Genomic DNA, 22,502 nt, shown 5'->3' with positions numbered 1-22,502 from the left:
CCTGTCGGTGGAAAGCGGCCTGGTGGTCTGCCTGATCGGCCCCTCCGGTTCGGGCAAATCGACCCTGCTGCGCTGCATCAACGGCCTGGAAACCTACGAGGGTGGCGACATCCTGGTCGGCCAGGAACGCGTCGACCGCCACGCCAAGAGCATCCATGAGATCCGCACCCAGGTGGCGATGGTGTTCCAGCGCTTCAACCTGTTCCCCCATCGCACGGCCCTGCAGAACGTCATGGAAGGCCCGATCTACGTGAAGAAGGAACGCCCGGAGGAAGCCCGTGAGCACGCCCGTGCCTTGCTGGAAAAGGTCGGCCTTGGCCATCGCATGGATGCCTACCCGGACGAACTCTCCGGCGGCCAGCAGCAGCGCGTGGCCATTGCCCGCGCCCTGGCCATGCGGCCGAAGGCGATCCTGTTCGACGAGCCGACCTCGGCGCTGGACCCGGAACTGGTCGGCGAAGTGCTGGCGGTGATGCGCAAGCTCGCCGATGAAGGCATGACCATGGTGGTGGTGACCCACGAGATGGGCTTTGCCCGCGAAGTGGCCGACAAGGTGTGCTTCCTGTATGGCGGGCGCATCGTCGAGGAGGGCGCGGCCAAGGATGTACTCGGCGCGCCGAGCCAGCCGCGCACCCAGGAATTCCTCCGCCGCCTGCTCAATACCGACGGGGGCCAGGCATGAACGCCCAGCCCCTGGTACTGCCGCCCTCGCTGTGGGCGGCCACCGCGAACCCTGCGCCGGCGACACCGGCGCTGGCGGAAGACAAGCAGGTCGACGTTGCCATAGTCGGCGCCGGCTACACCGGGTTGGTCACCGCACTGCACTTGGCGCGCAGCGGCGTGCGCGTCTGCGTACTGGATGCCGGCGAGCCGGGCTGGGGCGCCTCCGGGCGCAACGGCGGGCAGGTGATCCCCGGCCTGAAGCACGACCCCGAGGACCTGCGCCGGATGTTCGGCGGTGACCAGGCCGAGCGCCTGATCGAAGTCGCCGGTGGCGCCGCCGATGAGGTCTACGAGCTGATTCGCCGCTACGACATCGACTGCGAAGCCACCCGCCAGGGCTGGATTCAGCCGGCTGCCTCGCCAGCGGCCATGCGTGCCATCGAGAAGCGCGCCGAGCAGTGGCGCCAGCGTGGCGTGCCGGTGGAGATGCTCGACAAGAGCAGCGTCGCCCGGCGCATCGGCAGCAACGACTACCTCGGTGCCTGGGTCGACCCGCGCGCCGGCAGCGTGCAACCGCTGAGCTATGCCCGTGGCCTGGCCCGTGCCGCGCTGAGCGAGGGCGCCGCGATTCACGGCCACAACCGCGTGACCGGCCTGCGCCGCCACGGCAGCGGCTGGCAGCTGACCACCGATACCCAGCGCACGCTCACTGCCGAGCGGGTGATCCTCGCCACCAACGGCTACACCGATGATCTCTGGCCGAAATTGCGGCAGACGGTGATCGCCGCCAACAGCTTCATCGTCGCGACCAGGCCCTTGCCGGACAACCTGCGGCGCAGCGTGCTGCCCAATGGTGAAGTCTGCTCGGACGCCCGCCGGCTGTTGCTGTACTTCAAGCAGGACGCCCGTGGCCGACTGCTGCTGGGCGGCCGCGGGCCGTTCGCCGAGCCGCGTTCGCCGAGCGACTGGACGCACCTCAAACGCTCGCTGCTGGGCCTGTTCCCGCAGCTGGCCGAGATCGAGTTCGAGTACCAGTGGAGCGGCCGCGTGGCGCTGACCCCGGACTTCATGCCGCGCCTGCACGAACCGGCGCCGAACCTGAGCATCCTGCTCGGCTACAACGGTCGCGGCATCGCCATGGCCTCGACCCTCGGCCGGCATCTGGCAGAGCGCCTGCTGGATCGCGAGAAGGTGTTTCCCTTCCCGGTCACGCCGCTGCGGCCGATTCCCTTCCATGGCCTGCAGCGTCTCTATCTCGGCGTCGGCATCGCCTGGTACCGGCTGCTCGACGCCGTGCTCTGAGGGCACGCCGCCCATCTCGCGAGGGATGGGCGGCCTGCTCCTGCGCCTTTTGCGACAAGCCGATTGACTCGCCCGGGTATCGACGCTTAGCTATCGCGCCGCAGCGAACAGTGGCTGGGTAGACGGCAACGACGGCTTCAACCAGGCAAGGGACAGGCGCGATGAAGGGTGCAGGGAAATGGCTGGCGCTGGTCGGCGGCTTCGTGCTGTGTCTGGCAGTAGCCGCGCTGATCGTGGCTTTCAAGGTGCGTGACAGCGCCAGGGACGAATCGCGCTGGCTGGTTTCGGACATGTGGCAGGCCGAGTACTTCAATCGCGCCCGGCAACGAATCCCGGAAAACGAGGCAATCAATATCCTCAGCCTGCGGCCGGGGGCCTCGCGCCGGGAGAAACTGCTGACGTACGTGGCGTCTCACCAGTGCGGGGAGGCAGAGGCGCGTTGCCGGTTGAATGAACTGTCGAGCGCCAATCTGCTGGTCGATCGCGGAGAGCTGGATTCAGCCCTCAACCTTTTGGCCTCCGCGGTACTGCAGTTGGACAAGACTGGCGACTGCGCCATCGGTGTCGAGTCGAGTCTGTTGCGTTACCACGAGGCGAAGCTGCAGGCCCAGTCGCCCGCCGAAGCCCGCGTTGCCGCCGCGGGCCTGATCGTGAATATCCGTACCAAAGGTGGCCTGATGCGGAACCTGCGCACCGACGCCTGCAATGTGCTGGCGCGGCAGAAGCCCGACCTTTTCCATACTTATGTGGTGCTGGTCGGGCGGGTGATGCAGCAGGGCAAGCCGAGTCTGTTCAAGCAGGGTGCCTTTATCGACAGCACCAACAAGCTGGACTTCTGAACCCGGTGCTCGGCCGACATCAGGCCGTGGTATTCACGCTGTTGCCACTGGTACTGCTGCCCGACTCGGTGAGTGCTTCGGAGTAGGCGGCAGTGGCCGTGGCGACGGCCGCGGAAGCGGCCGACACACGCGCCTGCGCCGCCTGCACGGCGATCATCCTTGCCTGCTGCTGTTCATCGCTCTCGCTGCCGCCGCTCTGGTTGGCCTTGGCCAGGTCCTGTTCGGCTTCCTGCAGTTCCTTCTGCGCCTGCTCCACCGCCTGCTTGAGTTTTTCCAGGGTGCTGTCGGAGCTGCTACTGGAGCTGTCGCTGGCGCCGCCTGCGCCGCCGGCACCTGCAGCGCCCTGGGCGGCGGAGCTTGCGCCGGCCTGGGAGGTGCTGCTGGTGGCCGTACTGTCCTCGGTGGTCGAGGCGCTGGTGGCGGTCGAGTTGGTGCTGGAGGCATAGCGGATGCTGGTGTTGCCGACGGCGCTGATGCTGGTCATGAGAAGTCTCCCGTTGTGATGGTTAGCCGTCGTGGCGGCCGGCGCGGGAGGAAATTGAGAGTGACTTGTTATCGACTTGGTATCGCGGCCGATACGTACAGCGCTGCGCGCCCCGGCCCGCCCGCCGATGGCGGTGCTAGACTGCGGCGATTCTGTCTTCCCCACCCTGACCAGGAGACCTCCCCATGCTGGGCGTGACCGACTACGGCGCATTCCTCATCGCCTTCATCATCCTCCTGGCCATTCCCGGCCCCGGTAACCTCGCCCTGATCACGGCCACCGGCAAGGGCGGCATCCGCGCCGGGCTGGCGGCCACCTGCGGGGTGATCCTCGGTGACCAGGTGCTGTTGTGGATGGCGGTGGCCGGCGTCGCGACGTTGCTGGCAACTTATCCCGCGGCCTTCCATGCCGTGCAGTGGCTGGGCGCCGCCTACCTGGGCTGGCTCGGCCTGCGCATGCTGCTCAGCAAACCCGGCGGCGCGCCCCGTGAAAGCCGCATGGACAAGGGCCGCTACCTGCGCCAGACGATGATGATCACTCTGCTCAATCCCAAGGCCATCGTGTTCTACATGGCCTTCCTGCCGCTGTTCGTCGACCCGGTGAAGCACCAGGGGCTGGTCACCTTCGCTTTCATGGCCGCCACCGTGGCGGTGGTGACCTTCCTCTACGGCCTGATTGCCGTCGTCCTCACCCACAAGCTGGCCGAGCGCATGCGCGCCAACCCGCGCGTCGCCAACCTGCTGGAGCGCTTGGCCGGCGCCTGCCTGGTGGGCTTCGGCATCAAGCTGGCGGCGCTGCGCTAGGCCCGTGCCCCGTGCAATGAATGACGGCTGGCGGATCAGTCGCTGGCCATGCGGTACACCTGCCAGCGTACCGAGCTGACGCCTTTCTCCAGGCTGATGCGGCTCACCAGTCGCTCCAGCTGGGTGGTGGCGCCGTGGTCGCCGAGCAGTTCGGCGCGCACTTCCAGCTTGGCCGGGTTGGCCTGGTCTTCGCTGTGCAGCGATTGCAGGCGCAGGCTGGCGCCGTCGAGGCTGTGCAGCATCAGGCTGCGCACCTGGATCTCGTCCTCGGCGCGGCAGACGATCTCCACGCCGTAGCGCAGTTCGACTTCAGTGGCCGGCAGCACTTCCTGGTGGTTCAGGCGCTGGGCGATGTCGCGCAGCAGGATGTTGGCGCAGAGCACCACGAGGCTGCCGAGCGCGGCCTCCAGCAGCAGGCCCATGCTGCACAGCACGCCGATGGCGGCGGTGCACCAGAGGGTGGCGGCGGTGTTCAGGCCGCGCACGTTGAGGCCGTCGCGCATGATCACGCCGCCACCGAGGAAGCCGATGCCGGAGACCACGTACGCGGCGATGCGCGAGGCATCGCTGGCCAGGCCAGGGACGCTCTGGGTCATCAGCACGAACAGGCAGGCGCCGGTGCTGACCAGGGCGTTGGTGCGCAGGCCGGTGAGGCGCTGGCGCAGTTGGCGTTCGGCACCGATCAGGGCACCGAGAACGAGCGCTGCGGCGGCGCGCAGCAGGAAGATTTTCCAATCCATGATCCACCTCGATTCCGGGTAGAGGCCGGCCAGCAGCCGGCAAGGGCGCAGGCAGGGCCAGCGCGGCATTCGGGGGTATGGATTGCGCAAGGTCGCAAGGCTTCGCCGGAGGCGCCGAAGGTGGGCGCCGCCCGGTGAGGCGGGAGGAATAATGGAGAGGCGTCATCCCGCTCGGGATGCGCAGCGCCACTGTCCGCTGTGATCAGCGAGACAGTGGCAGGGAGATACTGCCGGACGTGCTCGCTGTTCAGACCTGTCGCAATCGACTGGGGCAACTGTCCAAGGCAGGACTCCTGTGTGGGGAACGAAACGCTGCCAGTATCGCCGCGCCTGGCTTAGCAGAGCCTTAAGGCGTTCACTCGGCCTGCGCGCTTTCCTCATGGGCGAGACTCAGCCGGCGAGTATGGAAGTCGTACTCGAACAGCTCGGCGTAGCGGCCCCATTCGATGGCGACCTTGAGCACCCGCTCGGCCAGTTCGGTGTCCATGGATTCCTGCAGGCGGTCGAGGATCGCCTTCTCGGCGATGCTGCCGGTGGGCTCGGCCTGCAGGCTGTCGAGGATGTAGCCGAGCAGGGCGACGCGGCCGCGGCACTGGCGGGCGAACAGGTCCTGGCGCCGCGCCTGGCGGGCAGTGACGTAATGCCGGCCCTGGCGGGTCAGGCGCAGGTCGCCGGCCACCAGCTGGGCCAGGCCGAGCAGGCCGAGGGCCTCGCAGACCGGCAGCAGCACCTCGTCGGGCAGCTCGGTTTCCTCGGCCAGGTGCGGCAGGTCGGCCTGGCCGTTGAACGGCTCGCCGGCCAGCAGCTCCAGCACCCGCTCCATGCGCACCACGTCGGCGTCGGGCAGGCGGTAGCCGGGCTCCACCGCTTGCGGCTGCTCGCCGCTGACGGCGGCTTCGGGGCGCTGGGTCATCAGCGCGTAGACCTCGTCGATCAGTGCGCGGACTTCCTCGGAATCGGCGTTGCGCGGGCGTGGCAGGTCGATGCGCAGCTCGGTGCGCACGCGGCCGGGGTCGCTGGAAAGGATCAGGATGCGGTCGGCCATCATCACCGTCTCCTCGATGTTGTGCGACACCACCAGGATGCAGCGGGTGGTGATGCGCTGCTCCTCCCAGAGTTCGAGCATGTCGTCGCGCAGGGTCTCGCCGGTGAGCACGTCGAGGGCCGAGAAGGCCTCGTCCATCAGCAGCACCTCGGGGTTCATCACCAACGCCCGGGCGATGCCGACGCGCTGGCGCATGCCGCCGGACAGCTCGCGTGGCAGCGCACCGCCGAAGCCGGCGAGGCCGATCAGCTCCAGCGCGCCGTTGGCCAGCCGCTCGCGTTCGGCAGGGCGCACGCCCTGGGCTTCCAGGCCCAGCTCGACGTTCTGCTGCACGGTCAGCCAGGGGAACAGGGCGAAGGACTGGAAGACCATGGCCACGCCTTCCACCGGCCCGTGGATCGGCCGGCCGCGGTAGTTGACCTGGCCACGGTCGGCGCCCACCAGCCCGGCGATGATCCGCAGCAGGGTCGACTTGCCCGAGCCGGAGCGGCCGAGGAGGGCGACGATCTCGCGCTCGTGGAGGTGGAAGTCGACCTGGTCCAGCACCGTGCGCGGGGTGCCGTCGGAGGCCATGAAGGCCTTGGCGACGGCCTTGAGTTCGATCAGCGGTTCGGCATTCATCGCGGGTCCTCAGCGACGGTTTTCGGCGAGCCGGTACAGCCGGCGCCAGAAGAAGCGGTTGAGCAGCATCACGTAGATGCACATGACTCCGATGCCCAGGGCGATGCGGTGGAAGTCGCCGGCATCGGTCATCTGCTTGATGTAGCTGCCCAGGCCGGTGGCCGACAGCGAGGTGTCGCCCCAGCTGACGTACTCGGCGACGATGCTGGCGTTCCACGAGCCGCCGCTGGCGGTGATGGCGCCGGTGACGAAGCTGGGGAACACCGCCGGCAGGTAGACCCGCTTCCATTTCAGCCAGCCGCGCAGGCCGAGGTTGTCCGCCGCCAGGCGCAGTTCATGGGGGATGCTGGCGGCGCCGGCGACGACGTTGAAGAGGATGTACCACTGGGTGCCGAAGACCATCAGCGGGCTGAGCCAGATGTTCGGGTTGAGCTGAAAGTGCACCAGCGCCACCACCACCAGCGGGAACAGCAGGTTGACCGGGAAGGCGGCGAGGAACTGCGCCAGCGCCTGGACCTTCTGCGACCAGCGCGGGCGCAGGCCGATCCAGATGGACAGCGGCACCCAGACCAGCGAGGCGAGGGCGATCAGCAGCATCACCCGCAGCAGGGTCAGCAGGCCCAGGCCGAGTACGTGGAAGGTTTCGGCCCAGCCCACATCCTGATGCACGAACAGCCCGAGGCGGACGAAGGCGAAGGCGCAGGCGAGCACCAGCAGCGCGTCCCAGGCGCGCGGCCACCAGTCCGGCAGGCGCAGCCAGGTGCGACTTGCAACGGTGCCGTCGTGGCGCTGGGGGAACCAGCCCATGGCCGCCTGGAAACCATCGCCGATGCGGTTGGATAGGGCGCTCAGCCAGCGGCTGCGGCGCAGCCAGTCGAGCAGCCAGGAACGCTGCGCGGTGTCGCCCTGGGACTCCTCGAAACGGAAGCGGTCGGCCCAGGCCAGCAGCGGGCGGAAGAACAGTTGGTCGTAGAGCAGGATGCCGGCGAGCATTGCGCCGATGGCCCAGGCGATGGCGCCGAGGTCGCGCTGGTCGATGGCCACGGCGATGTAGGAGCCGATGCCGGGCAGCTTGATGTCCTGTCCGGCCACCGAGATGGCCTCGGCAGCGACCAGGAAGAACCAGCCGCCGGACATCGACATCATCATGTTCCACAGCAGGCCGGGCATGGCGAACGGCAGCTCCAGGCGCCAGAAGCGCTGCCAGGCGGAGAGGCGGAAGATCCGCGAGGCCTCGCTCAGCTCCGCCGGCACGCTGCGGAACGACTGGTACAGGCTCAGCGCCATGTTCCAGGCCTGGGAAGTGAAGATGGCGAAGATCGCCGCGCACTCCACGCCCAGCAGGTTGCCGGGGAACAGGGCGATGAAGGGGGCGATGGCGATGGCCTGGAAGCCCAGGATCGGCACCGACTGCAGCACGTCCAGCAGTGGGATCATGGCCTTCTCGGCGGCGCGGTACTTGGCGGCGATGGCGGCGAAGAGGAAGGCGAACAGCAGCGAGAAGCCCAGCGCGGTGAACATCCGCAGGATGGTGCGCAGCAGGTAGTAGGGCAGGTACAGCGGGTCGAGGGAGATCGGCAGCGCCTCGCCGACCACGAACGGCCGGTCCATCTGCATCGCGCCATAGGCGGCGAGCACCAGCAGCGCGAGCACCAGTGGCAGCAGGCACCAGTCCCAGCGATTTGGCGCGGCATCCCTGAGCGCGGGCGTGGGAGTGAACAGCAAGGCCATGGTCGGGTCTCGTTCGTCAGCGCGCCGGTTGCCTGGGTTTGGGCAAGCATCCGGCGGGTGGCTGACAGGCTGATGACGGTGCCGGCGCAGAAGTCCGGGCGCTGTGCATCAAATGCCAGAGCAAGGTTAAGACCCGGTTAACCACCGGGTCTGCAACGCATTTTTCAGGGCGTGATGAAGCCGCGGATGGTGCTGGTGGTCTTCTCCGGTGCCTCTTCCATCAGCCAGTGCCCGGCACCGGCGACCACCACTTCGGTGACGTTGTCGGCGGCGTTGCGCATGACGATGGCTTCGTTGGCGCCGAAGGATTTTTCCCCGCCGATGGCCATCACCGGCATGCTCAGCCGGGTCTTCACCGAGGTCTCGTTGTCCACGGCGTCCTGGCGGATCGCGCGGAACTGCGCGAAGGCGGCGTGCATGGCGCCGGGGCGGGCGTAGAGCTTGGCGTAGTGCTGGCGGGTCGCTTCGTCGACCTTGTGCGGGTCGCCGGCGAATTCGTTCCAGAAGCGATCCAGGTAGATGCGCTCGCGCCCGGCCACCAGGCGCTCCATGTCCGGGCCACCGAAGTCGAAGTGCCAGAGCATCGGCGAGCGGACGATCTCGTTCCACGGCGGGATGCCCGGAACCGGCGCGTCCATCACCACGAGGCGGTCGGTCTGCTGGGGGTAACGCGCGGCATAGGCGTAGGCGACCATGGTGCCGATGTCGTGGCCGACCACCACCGAGTGCTCGATGCCGAGCTTGGCCAGCACCGCGCGCACGTCGCCGGCCTGGGTCTTCTTCTCGTAGCCGGCCGCGGGGATCGACGACAGGCCCATGCCGCGCAGGTCGGGGACGACCACGGTGTGGTCGCGCGCCAGGTCGTTGGCCAGCGGCGCCCACATGTCGCCGGTGTCGCCGAAGCCGTGCAGCAGCACCACGGCCGGCCCCTTGCCGCCGACCCGGACGTGGATGGTTGCACCGTCCACCGCGATGTCCTGGGTGGTGAACGCCGAAGAGAAGGGCTTTACGTCGGCCTGGGCGGCGAGGCTCAGGGACAGCAGGGAAGCGGTCAGCAGGGCGCGGATCATCGCGGTGACTCCCGTGGGATGGATGGGAGGAGCGTAGACCGCTTTGGCGAAGGTGAAAGGGGCGCGGGCGGCCACCCTGTGGGCCGCCAGCACCGTGGCTTTCACCCGCGCCGTGGCCGTCAATCAGTAGCTGGCGCGGACCGTCAGCATGAAGTTGCGCGGGTCGCCATAGACGTTGCCATAGGTCGAGGTGCCGACCGTCTGGTAGTACTTCCGGTCGAACAGGTTGTTGCCGTTGAGGGCGACGTTCCAGTGCTCGTCCACCTGGTAGTCGACCAGCGCGTTCCACACCGCGTAGCCGCTCTGCTGGTAGTCGAACGGCACGTCGGCCTGGGTCACGGCTCCGGTGCTGTCGTAGTAGGACGCGGTGCCGCTGACCTTGGTCGCGCTCTGGATGTCGACGCCGCCGCCGACGCGGAACTTCGACCAGTCGCCCGGCAGGCGGTAGGTGGTGAACAGCTTGGCCATGTGCTTGGGCGTGATGGTGCTCAGCTCGCCGCCGACGGTGCGGTTCTTGTTGAGGTTCAAGGTGTAGCTGGCCATGACCATCCAGTCCGGCAGCACCTCGCCGGAGATTTCCATGTCCACGCCCTTGCTGACGACTTCGCCGCCGTTGACGTAGCAGCAGTTGCCGCCGAACAGCACCGAGGTGGCGTCGTACTGCGGGTCGAGCACGGCCTGGTCTTCGCGCTTGGTGTAGTAGAGCGCCACGCTGGTATTGACCTTGCCGTCGAACAGCTCGCCCTTCAGGCCCGTCTCGTAGGTCTTGCCGGTCATCGGGTCGARGGTGCTGCCGCTGCCCAGCGGGCCGGCCATGTAGTTCTGCTGCGGCTTGAAGATTTCCGCGTAGCTGGCGTAGGCGGCCCACTCATCGGTGAGGTCGTAGACGATGCCGCCGAACGGGGTGGTCTTGGTCGGTTCGCGCATGTCGACGCGCGACTGCACGCCCCACACGCCGTTGGCCAGGGTCTGGTAGGTCTGGTCGAACTTGTAGCGTTGCACCCGTGCGCCGAGGATCAGGTGCAGCGGCTCGGCCAGCTGCAGGCGCAGGCTGGAGTAGAGGCCGTACTGGGTCTGGCTGTTGGGGCTGTAGTCGCGGGTGACGTCCGGGCGCGGGCCGGGGTCGGTCCAGGGCGTGGAGTTGGGGTCGAACACGTCCACCGCGCCACCGGCGGTGGCGAAGCGCGGGGTGCCCTGCCAGCGGCTGTCGATGTCCTGGTAGTCGCCGCCGACGGTGAGCTGGTGGTTCAGGCCGAACAGGCTGAAGTTGCCGGAGACGTTGGCGTCCCAGAGGTCCTGCTCGCTGCGCTGGGTGATCCAGGTGCCGTAGCGGGTGACACCGGTGCCGGTCACCGGGTTCACCGAGCCCAGGGTGGTGGCGTTGTTGGTCTCGATGGTGTCGTAGATGTTGGTGTAGCTGAGGTTGAGCTTCCAGTCGTCGTTCAGGCGGTGGTCGAGCTTGGCGAAGTATTCGCGGGAGAAACCATCGGCGTAGGCCCAGGTGGTGGACAGCCCGGTATGCCGCGGCAGGCCGAGGTCGACGCCGTTGCTGTAGCGCGGTACGGCGTTGGCGGTGCCGGTCTCGTGGACCTGGTTGAAGCGCATGCCGGCGGTGAGCATGGTGTCGTCGGTGACATCGGCTTCCAGCACGCCGTAGAAGATCGGCTTGTCGGTGGCGCGGTTGTCGGTGAAGTACTGGCGGTCCTGGTAGGCCACCACCGCGCGCCCGCGCAGCTTGCCGTCGAAACCCAGCGGCCCGGTCACGTCCAGCTCGGAGCGATAGTTGTCCCAGGTACCGGCGGAGGCGCTGAACTTCAGCTGGTAGGTATCCAGCGGGCGCTTGCGCACCAGGTTGATGATGCCGCCGGGGTCGCCGGTGCCGCCGAACAGCGCCGAGCTGCCGCGCAGCACTTCGACGTGGTCGAACTCGGCCATGTCGTAGACGTTGGAGGAGTAGAACGAGCCGGCGGTGGTACCCAGGGACATGGGCGCGGCGCCGTCGAGCTGGATGTTCTGGATGGCGAAGCCGCGCGAGTAGTAGTCCTGCAGGCGGAAGGTGCCGCTCTGCACGGTGATGCCCGGCACCGCCTTCATGGCCTCGTTGATGTCGGTGATCTGGCGGTCGTCCATCAACTGGCGGGTGATCACCGAGACCGATTGCGGGGTTTCCTTCAGCGAGGTCGGGGTCTTCGAGCCGACGCTGGTCAGGCCCGGCGTGTAGCTGCCGCTGTTCTCGGTGGCCTGGCCCATGCCCTGGCCCATGATGGTGGTTTCGCTCATCTCCAGCGCGGCGTCTTCCGGCGGGATCAGTACCAGCTGGTAGCGGTTGCCAATGCGCTGCGCGGCGAGGCCGCTGCCCATCAGCATCAGGTCCAGCGCTTCCTCGGCGCTGTAGTGGCCGCGCACGGCCTGGCTCTGGCGCTCGCGGGTCAGCTCGGCGTCGGCGGCCAGCAGCAGACCGGTCTGCGCGGCCAGCTCGTTGAGCTGGCGGGCGAGGGGGCCGGCGGGGATGTCGAAGCTCTGTCTTTGGGCTTGTTCAGCCATCGCTGCCGAGGATACGGACAGCGGAACGACGGCGGCCAGGCTCAGGGCCATGGCGAGGATCAGGGGATGCTTCTTGCTCGGGAAGTGCTGGTCTTGGCGTGACATTCCGGTTCCTTGGCGTCCGGTTATTAGGGGTGTTTCCTAGTAATCCGAAGCAGAACGGAAAATCGGAAGCATTCTCGAAAACTTTTTTCGGGGTGCCATCTGAGCCGGCAGGACGCTGGGCGGTTCGCGAGCAAGCTCGCTCCTACGAAGAGCTCGACCATTCAGGTAGGAGCGAGCTTGCTCGCGAACAGAACCCCAAACGTTGCCGGGCCAGGACGTAGGGCGCATAACCCGGAACGGGTTATCCGCCATCAAGCTCGCGGCGGATAACGCTGGCGCGTTATCCGCCCTACGAAAGCAGCCAGCGCCTGGCTAGCTCCGCGGAACCACCGTCACCCACCAGTCGAAACGCCGCTGCACGCGCACCGGCAGGGCCTCCTCCAGTTGCGCCAGGGCCTGGTCGGTGTCGGCCAGCGGGAAGCTGCCCATCACGCGCAGCCCGGCCACCGCCGGATCGACGCCCAGGTGCCCGCGGCGGTAGCCGCCCAGCTCCTCGATGAACTGCGCCAGGGGCATGTCTTCGGCCAGCAGCAGACCGCGGCTCCAGGCTTCGCGGCGGGCTTCGGCGCGGGTCACGGCGCCGGCCGCGCGGACATCGAAAGTCACCCCGTGGCCGGCCTGCAGGGTGAAGCTGCTGCCGCTCTCCAGGCAGGTGCCGCGCACCGCGCCCTGGTAGACGTTGAGCTGCGTGCGCGAACCTTCCTCGCGCACGCTGAAGCGGGTGCCCAGCGGTTGCAGCAGGCCGGCATGGGTGCGCACCTGGAACGGTCGGCTGTCGCCATGGCCGGTCTCCACCAGCACCTCGCCGGCGTAGAGCACCAGCTCGCGGCGCTCGCCAGTGAAGTCCACATCCAGCGCGCTGCCGCTGTTGAGCCAGATTTGCGTGCCATCGCTGAGACGTTCGCTGCGCCGCTCGCCGACTGCCGTGCGGTACTGCGCGCGCCAGGCGTGCAGGCTGTCGATCGGGTTGGCGGGCCAACTCAGCCAGCCGAACAGGCCGGCGCCGGCCAGCACGCTGAACTGGCTGAGCAGACGGCGCCGGGTCTGCTTGCCGCTGCGCAGGGTGCTGAGCGTGCGGTGCGCGGTCGGCCCCTGTTGCTGCAGGCCGGCAAAGCGCTGGCTGATGCGCTCGACGTAACCCCAGGCGAGGCGCTGCGATTCGCCTTGCTCCAGCCAGCGCTGCCACTGTGCGCGCAGCTCACTATCAGCGGGGGCGTCCTGCAGGCGGGCGAACCAGTCGGCCGCCTGTTCCAGGGTGGCGTGGTCGAGGCCCCGGCTCACAGCAGCACGCCGTCCAGCTCGGCTTCGAGCAGGGCGCAGTGGAACATGGCCTGGGCGATGTATTTGGTCACCGTACGCACCGAAACGCCCAGCTCCTCGGCGATCTCCCGGTAGCCCATGCCGTGCAGCTGCGACAGGCTGAAAGCCGCTGCGACCTTGGGCGGCAGGCGCTCCAGCAAGTCCTGCAGCTGGCCGAGGGTTTCCAGGATGATCGCCTGGTGCTCCTGGGACGGCCAATGGCTTTCCGGCAACAGCGCCAGGGCTTCCAGCCAGGCCTTTTCCAGCTGCTTGCGGCGCCAGAAGTCGACGCACAGGTGCAGCGAGATACGGCTCAGGTAGGCACGCGCATGCACGTCGCTCTCGAACTCGCGCGGCTGCACCAGCAGGCGCACGAAGACGTCCTGGGCCAGCTCCGCGGCGTCGCTGGCGTTGCCCAGGCGGCGGGCGATCCACTGCTGGATCCAGCTGTGGTTCTCGACGTAGAGGTTTGCCACTTGGGCGCGGTAGGCGCAGGCGATGGGTCGGGTCATGGGCGGCCAGGGGAGAGTGGGAATTTCGCAAATGCGAATAATTATCAAAGTAACCGATGGCATGTCACCAGGGCAACCGGAAAGCGCAGGAAAGCGCCTTTCAAGGGGCTTCGATAGCGGTTAAGGTGGCGCGCAATCGAGGGAGATAGCCGGTCGTTCGCCATGAAATTGCACCAACTGCGCGCCCTGCGCACCATCGCCGAGAGCGGCAGTATCCAGGAGGCGTCGCGGCTGCTGGAGATCACCCAGCCGTCGCTGTCCAAGGCGGTGAAGGAGCTGGAGGAAGAACTCGGCGTGCCGCTGCTGGTGCGCTCCAACCGTGGCGTGACGGTCACCGAATACGGCGAGCGGTTGGTCAGCATGGCCTGCACGGTCACCGAGGAAGTGCGCCGTGCGCGCGAGGAGATCGACACGCTCAAGGGCGAGATCGCCGGGCGAGTGGCCATCGGCGTCTCCCCGGTGACGCCCAACCGCGCGTTCTCCGAGGGCCTGCGCCGCTATCGCCAGATGTACCCCAACGTCCAGTTGCAGATTCACGAGTTGCGCTCGGTGCAGCTGTTTGACGGTCTGCGGGAAGGGCGCCTGGATGTGGTGCTGACCACCCAACCGCAGCCGGAGAATGCCGCGGGGCAGCTCTGGCGTGAGCTGGCACCGCAGCCTTCGGTCCTCGCTGTGCGCAAGGGGCACCCGTTGAGCGGGGCGCGCTCGCTGCACGAGTTGCTCGACCAGGAATGGCTGTTGTCCGACCCGCTGGAGGTGGCGCTGGCCGGGCACCTGTTCCGCGAACAACAGGTGGCGCCGCCCGCGCGTATCACCGAATGCTCTTCGGCGCTCCTTTATCTGGAGCTGGCCACCAGCACCGACGCGGTGAGCTTCTGGTCCGAGCGCATGCTCGCCCAGCCGATGGTTGCTCAGGCCCTGGTGCCGGTGCGGATCGTCGAGCCTACGCCGATTGCCAGCCTGTCGATGGTGTCGCGGCCGGCCGAGCTGATGACCCGCGAAGCGGTGCTGCTGGCCGAGGAGCTGCAACGCGCATTCAGCGACTAGCGCTGGCATAACCAGTCGCCATGCTCATGTGCAGAGAGCATTACTCGCGCCTCACCGCGCTGATGCATCCTGCCCGCCGTCGAACGCCGCTGGCTGAACCGCGCCGGCCAGCGTTCGCTCATTCCTGACGTTTCCGTGCTCCCGCTGCTGGCCCGAGGCCCGCTGCGTGGAGGCGTGCACCCGGAGTTTGCATGAGCGCATCCCAGTACTTCTCCCAGAGCTACGCCCAGGCGCGTGGCAAGTTCCTCGCTGCCTGCGCTGCTGCCGGGCTGACAGTGGAAACCCACGGCCATCCCCTGGCCGGCCGCGAAGGCGAGCCACTGGCGCTGGACGTGGCCCTCGACGGCGCAGCGGATGCCCGCCGACTGCTGATCATCAGCAGCGCCTGCCATGGCGTCGAAGGCTTCTGCGGCTCGGCGGTGCAGAGCGCACTGCTGGCGGACCCTGCCTGGCGCGACCACGCCCGCGCCAACCATTGCGCGGTGCTCTACCTGCACGCGGTGAACCCCTACGGCTTCTCCTGGCTGCGGCGCTGGACCGAGGACAACGTCGACCTCAACCGCAACTTCCGCGACTTCTTCGTCGCCGCGCCCGAGAACCCCGGCTACGCGCAGCTGGACGCAGTGCTGGCGCCGCGCCGCTGGCCCGACCGGCGGGGCGGTGTGCGCCTGCGCCTGTATGCGCTTCGCCATGGTCGCTGGGCGTTGCAACAGGCGATCTCGTCCGGTCAGGCCAGCCATCCGCACGGGCTGTTCTTCTCCGGCGCGCAGCCGACGTGGAGCAACCGCACGGTACGCGAAGTTCTGCGCCGCCATGCCCGGCAATGCCGTGAGGTCGCCTGGATCGACGTGCATACCGGCCTGGGCCCGCAAGGCTTCGGCGAATACATCTACTCCGGCGACCCTCGCCCCGAAGCCCTGGCACGCGCCCGCCGATGGTGGGGTGATGAGGTGCGCTCCACCGAGGAGGGCAACAGCGTCTCGGTGAAGCTCAGCGGCAAGCTGGTCCACGCCGCTTTCGACGAATGCCCGCAGGCCCTGCTGGTGTCCATGAGCCTGGAGTTCGGCACACTGCCGGGGCCGCAGGTGCTCGAAGCGCTGCGCGCCGATCAGTGGCTGCACAACAACCCCAATGCGCCGGCGGAAAAGACCCGGCGGATCAAGCAGCAGCTGCGCGATGCCTTCTATGTCGACACGCCGGAGTGGCAACAGGCGGCGCTGGCACGTTCGCGCGATGCGGCATGGAAGGCGGTCGAGGGGCTGAATACGGCAATCCCGGCCGAACTGGCGCGCTGATCATGATGCGGTAGTGACGCTTTCCTGAGGCCGTTGCTTGTTGCGTGCTGTGACCGGCTGCCTTGTGGCGGGGCGGCCGTGTCAGGCAACATTCGGCGCTCCAGTTCAAGGAAGAGCCCCATGATCGAAACTTTGCAGAGTGCTGCCGCGCAGATTCGCCAGGCCGTCCGCGCTGCCACCGAAGGCCTGGTGGGCCGTGAGCAGCTGGCCGAGCTGATCGTGCTGGCGGCGGTCGCCCAGGAGCACCTGCTGGTGATTGGCCCGCCCGGCACCGCGAAGAGCGCAGTCGTCCGCCGTGTTGCCCAGGCCATGGGCGGGCGTTACTTCGAATACCTGCTGGGGCGCTTTACCGAACCCTCTGAGCTTTTCGGCGCGGTCGATCTGAAGAAGCTGCGCGAAGGCCTGGTGGAGACCGATGTCAGCGGCATGCTGCCGGAAGCCGACATCGTCTTCCTCGACGAGGTCTTCCTCGGCTCCACGGCCATCCTCAATACCCTGCTGGGCGTACTCAACGAGCGGCGCTTCCGTCGCGGCCACACGCAGATCCACTGCCCGCTGCGGGTATGCGTCGGCGCGGCCAACGGCCTGCCGGACGATGAAGCCCTGGCAGCCTTCGGTGATCGCTTCCTGCTGCACCTGTTCGTCGAGTCGGTGCCCGACAACCAGCTCGAAGCGATGCTGGCCGGTGGTTGGCAATCCGAGCAGCGGCCGGTCCAGGCGCTGCTCGGATTGAGCCAGCTGGATACCCTCAGCCAGGCGCTCAAGCAGGTCGATCTCGACCGCGTACGCCCGGCGCTGGCGCAGGCGGTGCGCCAACTGCGCGAGGTCGGGATCAATCTGTCCGACCGCCGCATCGTCAAATCCCAGCGGCTGATCGCTGCGGCTGCGCTGCTCGGCGGCCGTCTCGAAGCCAGCGAGGCGGACCTCTGGCCGCTGCTCTATGCGCTGCCGACCAAGGAAACCCAGCAGCACGGCCGCGAAGTGCTGCGCGGCCTGTTCGCCCACTCCAGCAACACCTACCTGCTCAGCGCGGTGGAGGAGGCGACGCTGCAACCGATGTCCCGCCTGAGCCGCCTGCTGGAAAGTGCCGAGATGTTGCTGGCGCAAGCCGAGCCGGCGCAGGGTGCATTGCTGGAGGGGCTGCTGCGCGAAATCGACGCCAACTTCAACGAGCAGACCCTCCCCGAGCACCTGCGGGATGTGCGCGGAAGGCTGACGCGCCGGCTGACGGCATCGGCATGAATGGCCTGATCCAATGGCACTGGCGCCCGCGGGCCGAGGCGCCGGAGCCACGGGCGGCGGTCGCCTGGGGGCCAGCGGCGCAGGTGCTGCACCAACGCCTGCAATCACTCCCCGAATCCTCCTGGGAGCGCCTGATGGCGACGGCCAGTGGCGATGTGCTGGTGGTGTTCGGCCGGCCCAGTGAACTGCCCTGGGTAGAGGGCATCGGCTATGCCGCACCGGATGACGCAGCGCCGGGGCTCTGGCTGCCGACCAGTTGGGAGCCCGACGTGCCGGTGGACCTGCTGGGCCAGGCGCTGGCGCAGCGCTTCGCGCGCTCGCCTCTGTTGCTCTGGCCGAGTCCCCAGGCCGTGGTGCCCCTCGACCGCCAATTGCCGTTGAGCGCGCAGCACCTGCAGCGCATCGCGGCCAGCTGGGCGGGGCGCTGATGCAGCTACCTGAAGCGCTGTACCCCTGGCGTCGCTGGCTGGAATGGTTCGCCCCGGAGCAACTGCCGCTGTTCGTCGACCTGTTCGGGCGCCTCAATCCGCTGCTGGGGCCGTTGCGCGGCCTGCACCAGGGCGGAGTGCCGGAGCCCGATGGCCTGGGCGACCTGCAGCGCCGCGGCCCTTACGAGCGGCTGCTGTCCAGCGAGTGGCTGCTGGCCGATGAGTTGCCCGACGAGTTCCTGCGCCGGGCGGTGGTGGGTGAGCACCTGTTCCTCGCGCCGCAGTACCGCGCCCGCCAGGCCAGCCGCCTGATGGTGGTGCTGTTCGACGTTGGCCCACTGCAACTGGGAGCTGCGCGCCTGGTGCACCTGGCGCTACTGATCCTGCTGGCGCGCCGCGCGGAGGAAGCGGGTGCCGAATTGCGCTGGGGTGTGGTACAGCAGCCCGCGCGCCTTCACGAGTTCAACAGCGCCGGTCACCTGCGGCAGATGCTGGCGCTGCGGACCTATCAGGCAGCGACCGAAGAGCACTGGCAGACCTGGCGCGACGCCCTGGCCGAGCTGAAGTCCGTCGCTGGCGAGAGCTGGCTGGTGGGGCAGCGCTTGCCGCCGGTCGATGGCCATCTGTGTACGCAGAGGGTGCTGGTCCATCCCAGCCTGGATGGCCGTGGGCTTGGCGTGCAAATACAGCCCGGTGCCGCCCGGCGCGTCACCCTGGGGCAGCCGGACGAGCGTCTGGCCCTGCAGTTGCTCAGCGGCCAGTTCGCCGGCGAGCAGGTGAGCACCGGCAGGCTCCGGGGCGATGTGCCGCGCGTGGCGCTGACCTTGCCGCCGGTGATTTCCAGCTCGGGCAACCATATCGCCCTGCGCCTGCTCGACGAGCCCGGCGTAGCGGTGATCAAGCTGCCCGGCATCAACCAGAAGAAGCACCTGGATGTTCGCCGTGAGCTGTGGAGCAATGGCGGCACGGCGTTGACCGTCACCTTCATGGGCCGTGTCGTCGGCGCGGTGCTGAGCAGCCCCACCGAACTGCACTTCTGGAAGCTTGCCGGCCTGCGGACGGTGGCCAAGCCTGCCCTCGAAGAACTGCAGCTGCCGCCCGGCACCGCGAGCTACCTGCCGGCCGTGGCTCTGCGCAGCCGCAGCGACGGTCGGCTGTTCCTGCTCGACCCGCGCGGTCGCCTCGCGTTCTGGGTGATGGCGATTGGCGGCGCCTTGAGCAAGTCGCGGATCGGCGTCACCCAGTATCTGGCCGACGACGTGCTGGCCATGGCCAGGGTCGATGGCGACGTGGTCGCCTACGTCCGCCGCGATGAGGGACGGCTCTACGTGCACCGCGTCAACGCTGCCGGCATCGTCTCGTCTGCCCATGTCATTGCCGCCGCACAGGGGGTCAAGCGCGTACTGTTCGCCCACGGGCCGCTGTGGCGGCGCGGCTTCGGTGGCTGTGCGCTGCTGCAGGAAGAAGCCGGGCGTCAGAAGTGGCGCGTGGTGCCGGCCCGGGAAACCTCCCAGGCGGTGCTGGACATCACCCTCGACAAGGGCTGGAAGGCCTTGGGGTTGCTGTTCGAGGGCGACGAGCAGGTCTATTCGTTGCTGCTGCTCGGGCCCAATCAACAGACCGTGGCGGTGCACAGCGAAGGGCAGCAGCAGGTGCTGTTCACCACCAGCCAGGCCATCAGCCGCTGGAGTTTCTGCCCCGCGAGCGGCCTGCTGGCCGTCCTGACCAGCGCCCGTGAGTTGCTGGTGTACTCGGCGCCGCGGCGCACCCTGTGCCTGCAGGTGTTCTGCGACGGCAGCGGGCAACAGAACAGGGACGATGGCGATGCCTGAACAGGATGTGATGACGATCCGCCGACCGTTGCTCACCGGGCATCAGGCGGTCGAAGGGCTGTGGTTCCCGGCGGAGCGCTTCGACGAAGGCCAGCGGGCGCGCCTGTTGTTCGACAACTGGCGGGTCGGTGCCAGCGCCTTCCGCTTCGACGCTGGCGACCTGCTGCGCTTCAGCCAGCCGCTGTCGGCGCAGTGCGAAACGCTGCTCGGCTGGCCGCTGGTGCGCCAGGGTCGCAGCTTGTCCTCCGCGCTGCTGACAGCGGAAGAAGTGCGCGCGGTGCCGGTGGCAGACCTCTGGCTGGTCCGTGGCAGCCGCATCGACGCGCTGCACCTGAGCGACGCCAGCCAGCTCCAGCCAGGACAGTGGATCGACCTGGGCGCCTATGCGCTGCTGAATACCTACGATTGCAGCGGCACCCTGCCGGAGCCGGTGCTCGACCCCATCGAAGTGAACACCGACCTGCGCGTGATTCTCGGCGACGTCGTCGGCCCCGCCAGCCCCGAACGCGCGGAGGTGATGCGAGCGCTGCAGGAGCGCCGGCAGGACAAGCCGCAAGGCAAACCCGGCAAGCCCGGCAAGGTGGCGCAGGGGCGCGGCGGGGCGGCGCGGCCCGGTATTGCGCTGCCTGCGCTGCGCGGGCCGGCGTTCGCCGCGGCCATCTTTGCCCTGACCTTCCTGGCGCAGAGCGGCAAGCACGGCGGGCCAGTAGCAATCGACAGCGTGTCGGCGTCCACCGGCCTGTCGCTGGTGCCGCTGATGCTGGTCGGCGCATTGCTGTTCTTCCTGCTGGTGCTGGGCATCGGCCTCTGGCAACGCCGTCCGTTGCCGGGGCAGGTTCGCCCCGTTGCGACGGCAGCCACTCAACCACCGATTGCGCCACGCAAAACACCCGCCCAGCCCCGCACTGCCGCCTGGCGCCGCTGGGTTTCCCGGCTGACCCGCCACTCGCAGCTCAGGGCGCTGTATGGCAAGCGCCAGGCCGCCTATATGCGGCGCATGCTGGAAATGTTCGAGAACGGTGACCTGCAGGAAGCGCTGCGCCACGCCATTCCCCTGGGCGGCGAATTCAGCGGCGGCGAACAGGCGTTCGGTACGCCGGGACGGCGCCAGGAACTGACTGTCAGTGGCGAGCGCGGAGCCGGTCGCTCGATGATGTTCGAAGCCGACCTGCAGACGCACCTGAAGCAGATCTACCGGCACAGCTTCGAGCGCCTCGATCGCGAGGGGCGCATCGAGGAGGCGGTATTCGTGCTCGCCGAGCTGCTGCAGGTGCGCCAGGAAGCCCTCGACTATCTGGAAAAGCACGGCCGCCTGAAACAGGCAGCGGAGCTAGCTCTGGCCTGGGACATGCCGGCCGGGGTGATAGTGCGGATGCTCTGCCTGGCTGATGACTGGAAGCGCGCCCTGCAGGTCGCTCGCCGCGACGATGCGTTCGCTGCCGCGGTGACCCTGCTGCAGGCAAAGTGGCCGGAAAGCGCCAACCGCCTGCGCCTGGAGTGGGCCGAGGCGCTGACCGCCAAGGGGCTGTGGCTGCAGGCCGTGGAAGTGATCTGGGAGTTGCCCGAGGAGCGCGAGCGCGCCGCCCAGTGGCTGCTGAGCGCGGAGGAGGCTGGTGGCACGCTGGCCATTGGCGCCCTGGTGAAACGTGCGGTACTGCTCCCCGATACCCTGGTTGCCTACGGCCCGTGGGTCGAGCAGCTGCGTGACGATCCCGAGCGCTCTGCCGAGCGCGCTGCCCTGGCGCGAGCGCTGTTGCAGCACAAGACTCCCAACGGTTCCCTGGCCTGGTTGGCCCGGGCCGTGGTTCACGCCGTCCTTGCGGACCAGTCGGCGGGTGTTGGCCGCCTGGACCAACGGCAGCTGCAAGGGCTGGTCAAGCTGAGCCGGGACAAGTTGCTGCGCGCCGACCTGCCGGCCAAGGCGCCGACCTATCCGCCGGTGCTGTCGCTGGGGCAGCGCGATGTACCGCTGCGCTGGACGGCGCCGGAAATGGGCAGTCGGGTCATCTTCGACGCCGTGGTACTGGACGATGGCCGCTACCTGGTGGCGCTGGGCGAAGCCGGCAGCCTGGTGCTGGATGCCGGCGGCAGGACGCTGATCCATTTCCCGCTGCCGGCGCAGAGGATCGTGCTTGCCCATAGCCGGCAGACCGCGCTGGTGCTGGCGCGACGCGACGATGTCTGGCGGATCGGCAAGCTCGACCTGGTCAATCGCAGTGCCAGCGACCGCGGTGTGCTGGCGCTGGATGTCTTCGCCCGCTCATTCGACGGCATCGCCTGGACGGTGGGGCGCGGCACGCAGTTGCGGGTGGTGGACGTCGAGCGAAATTTCGAGACGCTCTGGCACGTCAGCGACCTGCCCGGCCGGCTGCTGGCCCTGCGCGAGGATGCGTACAACGAGTTCCTGCTGCTGGGCGCGGAGCGGGGCGGGCAGTTATGGCATTACCGCCTGCCCGAGCGCCGCCTGCTCAGTCGCTTACCCATGCCGGAGCAACAGCACCCGGACGGCTGCCAGCTGTTCACCACGTCGGCCTACGTGGCGGAGTACCGCCTCCTGCAGACCGAGGACGACGCAGTGGTCCTGTCGTTGAGCTATCCAAACGCCGACATCAGGCTGCCGCTGCCGGGGCTTGACCCGGCGTTGCTGTTCGATGACCCAGTCAGCGTCCATGAGCATGAGTACTGGCTGCTGGTCGGCCACAGGACGTCCGCCCAGGACACTGCATGGACGCTCGTGCATCGCCGCAGCGGGCGCCCACGCGCGCTGCTGGACTGGCCGCAGCACGCTGTGCAGGTGCGTTGCGACGGGGCTGACTGGCTGCTGTTCGACCAGCAGGGCCGGCTGAGCCACTTGAATGTCGAGAAAGCCAGCCAGCACAACCTGTCCATCAACTGAGGTG

General features: G+C 68.1%; 18 protein-coding genes. 10 read left to right on the top strand and 8 right to left on the bottom strand.

Annotated elements, in window-relative coordinates; genetic code table 11:
• The 3 genes from QO207_RS27720 to QO207_RS27710 form a co-directional block, all read left to right on the top strand.
• On the top strand, positions 1-682 hold a 682-nt coding region (locus QO207_RS27720), incomplete at its 5' end, for an amino acid ABC transporter ATP-binding protein (RefSeq protein ID WP_301535463.1).
• Positions 679-1,965: an FAD-binding oxidoreductase gene (locus QO207_RS27715; protein WP_301535462.1), complete on the top strand. Its 1,287-nt coding sequence runs from the start codon at positions 679-681 to the stop codon at positions 1,963-1,965. The genes QO207_RS27720 and QO207_RS27715, both read left to right, overlap by 4 nt.
• Positions 1,966-2,126: 161 nt before the next feature.
• Positions 2,127-2,804, top strand: a complete 678-nt coding sequence (locus tag QO207_RS27710) for a hypothetical protein (RefSeq protein WP_301535461.1) — start codon at positions 2,127-2,129, stop codon at positions 2,802-2,804.
• A 19-nt stretch (positions 2,805-2,823) separates the two neighbouring features.
• Here the strand turns inward: QO207_RS27710 and QO207_RS27705 are convergent, their stop codons facing one another.
• Positions 2,824-3,288, bottom strand: a complete 465-nt coding sequence (locus QO207_RS27705) for a hypothetical protein (RefSeq protein WP_301535460.1) — start codon at positions 3,286-3,288, stop codon at positions 2,824-2,826.
• 185 nt (positions 3,289-3,473) lie between these two features.
• On the opposite strand from QO207_RS27705, the gene QO207_RS27700 reads away from it, so the two are divergent.
• On the top strand, positions 3,474-4,091 hold the full coding sequence (locus tag QO207_RS27700) for a LysE family transporter (RefSeq protein WP_301535459.1): 618 nt from the start codon (positions 3,474-3,476) through the stop codon (positions 4,089-4,091).
• Between the two features lie 35 nt (positions 4,092-4,126).
• Here the strand turns inward: QO207_RS27700 and QO207_RS27695 are convergent, their stop codons facing one another.
• From QO207_RS27695 to QO207_RS27665, 7 genes are all read right to left on the bottom strand, one after another.
• Positions 4,127-4,831 carry an MgtC/SapB family protein gene (locus QO207_RS27695; protein ID WP_301535458.1) on the bottom strand — a complete coding sequence of 235 codons (705 nt, stop codon included), beginning with the start codon at positions 4,829-4,831 and terminating at the stop codon, positions 4,127-4,129.
• 355 nt (positions 4,832-5,186) lie between these two features.
• Entirely contained in the window at positions 5,187-6,497 is a 1,311-nt protein-coding gene (locus tag QO207_RS27690; RefSeq protein WP_301535457.1) for a nitrate/sulfonate/bicarbonate ABC transporter ATP-binding protein, read from the bottom strand.
• Between the two features lie 9 nt (positions 6,498-6,506).
• Positions 6,507-8,228 carry an ABC transporter permease subunit gene (locus tag QO207_RS27685; RefSeq protein WP_301535456.1) on the bottom strand — a complete coding sequence of 574 codons (1,722 nt, stop codon included), beginning with the start codon at positions 8,226-8,228 and terminating at the stop codon, positions 6,507-6,509.
• A gap of 164 nt (positions 8,229-8,392) precedes the next feature.
• Positions 8,393-9,298: an alpha/beta fold hydrolase gene (locus tag QO207_RS27680; protein ID WP_301535455.1), complete on the bottom strand. Its 906-nt coding sequence runs from the start codon at positions 9,296-9,298 to the stop codon at positions 8,393-8,395.
• Positions 9,299-9,421: 123 nt separating this feature from the next.
• Positions 9,422-11,947: a TonB-dependent siderophore receptor gene (locus QO207_RS27675; RefSeq protein WP_301535454.1), complete on the bottom strand. Its 2,526-nt coding sequence runs from the start codon at positions 11,945-11,947 to the stop codon at positions 9,422-9,424.
• Between the two features lie 312 nt (positions 11,948-12,259).
• Positions 12,260-13,228 carry a FecR domain-containing protein gene (locus tag QO207_RS27670; RefSeq protein ID WP_301535453.1) on the bottom strand — a complete coding sequence of 323 codons (969 nt, stop codon included), beginning with the start codon at positions 13,226-13,228 and terminating at the stop codon, positions 12,260-12,262.
• Complete coding sequence (locus QO207_RS27665) at positions 13,225-13,758, bottom strand: sigma-70 family RNA polymerase sigma factor (RefSeq protein ID WP_301535452.1); 534 nt, start codon at positions 13,756-13,758, stop codon at positions 13,225-13,227. Before QO207_RS27665 ends, QO207_RS27670 begins: the two co-directional genes overlap by 4 nt.
• Before the next feature lie 162 nt (positions 13,759-13,920).
• Here QO207_RS27665 and QO207_RS27660 point away from each other — a divergent pair, with 162 nt between their 5' ends.
• The 6 genes from QO207_RS27660 (at position 13,921) to QO207_RS27635 (ending at position 22,498) form a co-directional block, all read left to right on the top strand.
• Positions 13,921-14,805, top strand: coding sequence for a LysR substrate-binding domain-containing protein (locus QO207_RS27660; protein WP_301535451.1), 885 nt, complete (start codon positions 13,921-13,923; stop codon positions 14,803-14,805).
• 191 nt (positions 14,806-14,996) lie between these two features.
• Complete coding sequence (locus tag QO207_RS27655) at positions 14,997-16,100, top strand: M14 family metallopeptidase (RefSeq protein WP_301535450.1); 1,104 nt, start codon at positions 14,997-14,999, stop codon at positions 16,098-16,100.
• Positions 16,101-16,220: 120 nt separating this feature from the next.
• Entirely contained in the window at positions 16,221-17,342 is a 1,122-nt protein-coding gene (locus QO207_RS27650) for an AAA family ATPase (protein WP_301535449.1), read from the top strand.
• Positions 17,339-17,770, top strand: a complete 432-nt coding sequence (locus tag QO207_RS27645) for a hypothetical protein (protein ID WP_301535448.1) — start codon at positions 17,339-17,341, stop codon at positions 17,768-17,770. The genes QO207_RS27650 and QO207_RS27645 overlap by 4 nt, the downstream gene beginning before the upstream one ends.
• A complete protein-coding gene (locus QO207_RS27640) occupies positions 17,770-19,602 on the top strand; it encodes a hypothetical protein (protein WP_301535447.1) in 1,833 nt (610 codons plus the stop codon). The genes QO207_RS27645 and QO207_RS27640 overlap by 1 nt, the downstream gene beginning before the upstream one ends.
• Positions 19,595-22,498 (top strand): bpX6 domain-containing protein, encoded by a 2,904-nt coding sequence (locus QO207_RS27635; protein ID WP_301535446.1) that lies wholly within the window; start codon positions 19,595-19,597, stop codon positions 22,496-22,498. The genes QO207_RS27640 and QO207_RS27635 overlap by 8 nt, the downstream gene beginning before the upstream one ends.
• Positions 22,499-22,502: the final 4 nt, after the last annotated feature.

This window comes from Pseudomonas sp. CAN1, from assembly GCF_030462585.1.
GTDB lineage: Bacteria > Pseudomonadota > Gammaproteobacteria > Pseudomonadales > Pseudomonadaceae > Pseudomonas.
This window is presented reverse-complemented; position numbering and strand designations above follow the sequence as displayed.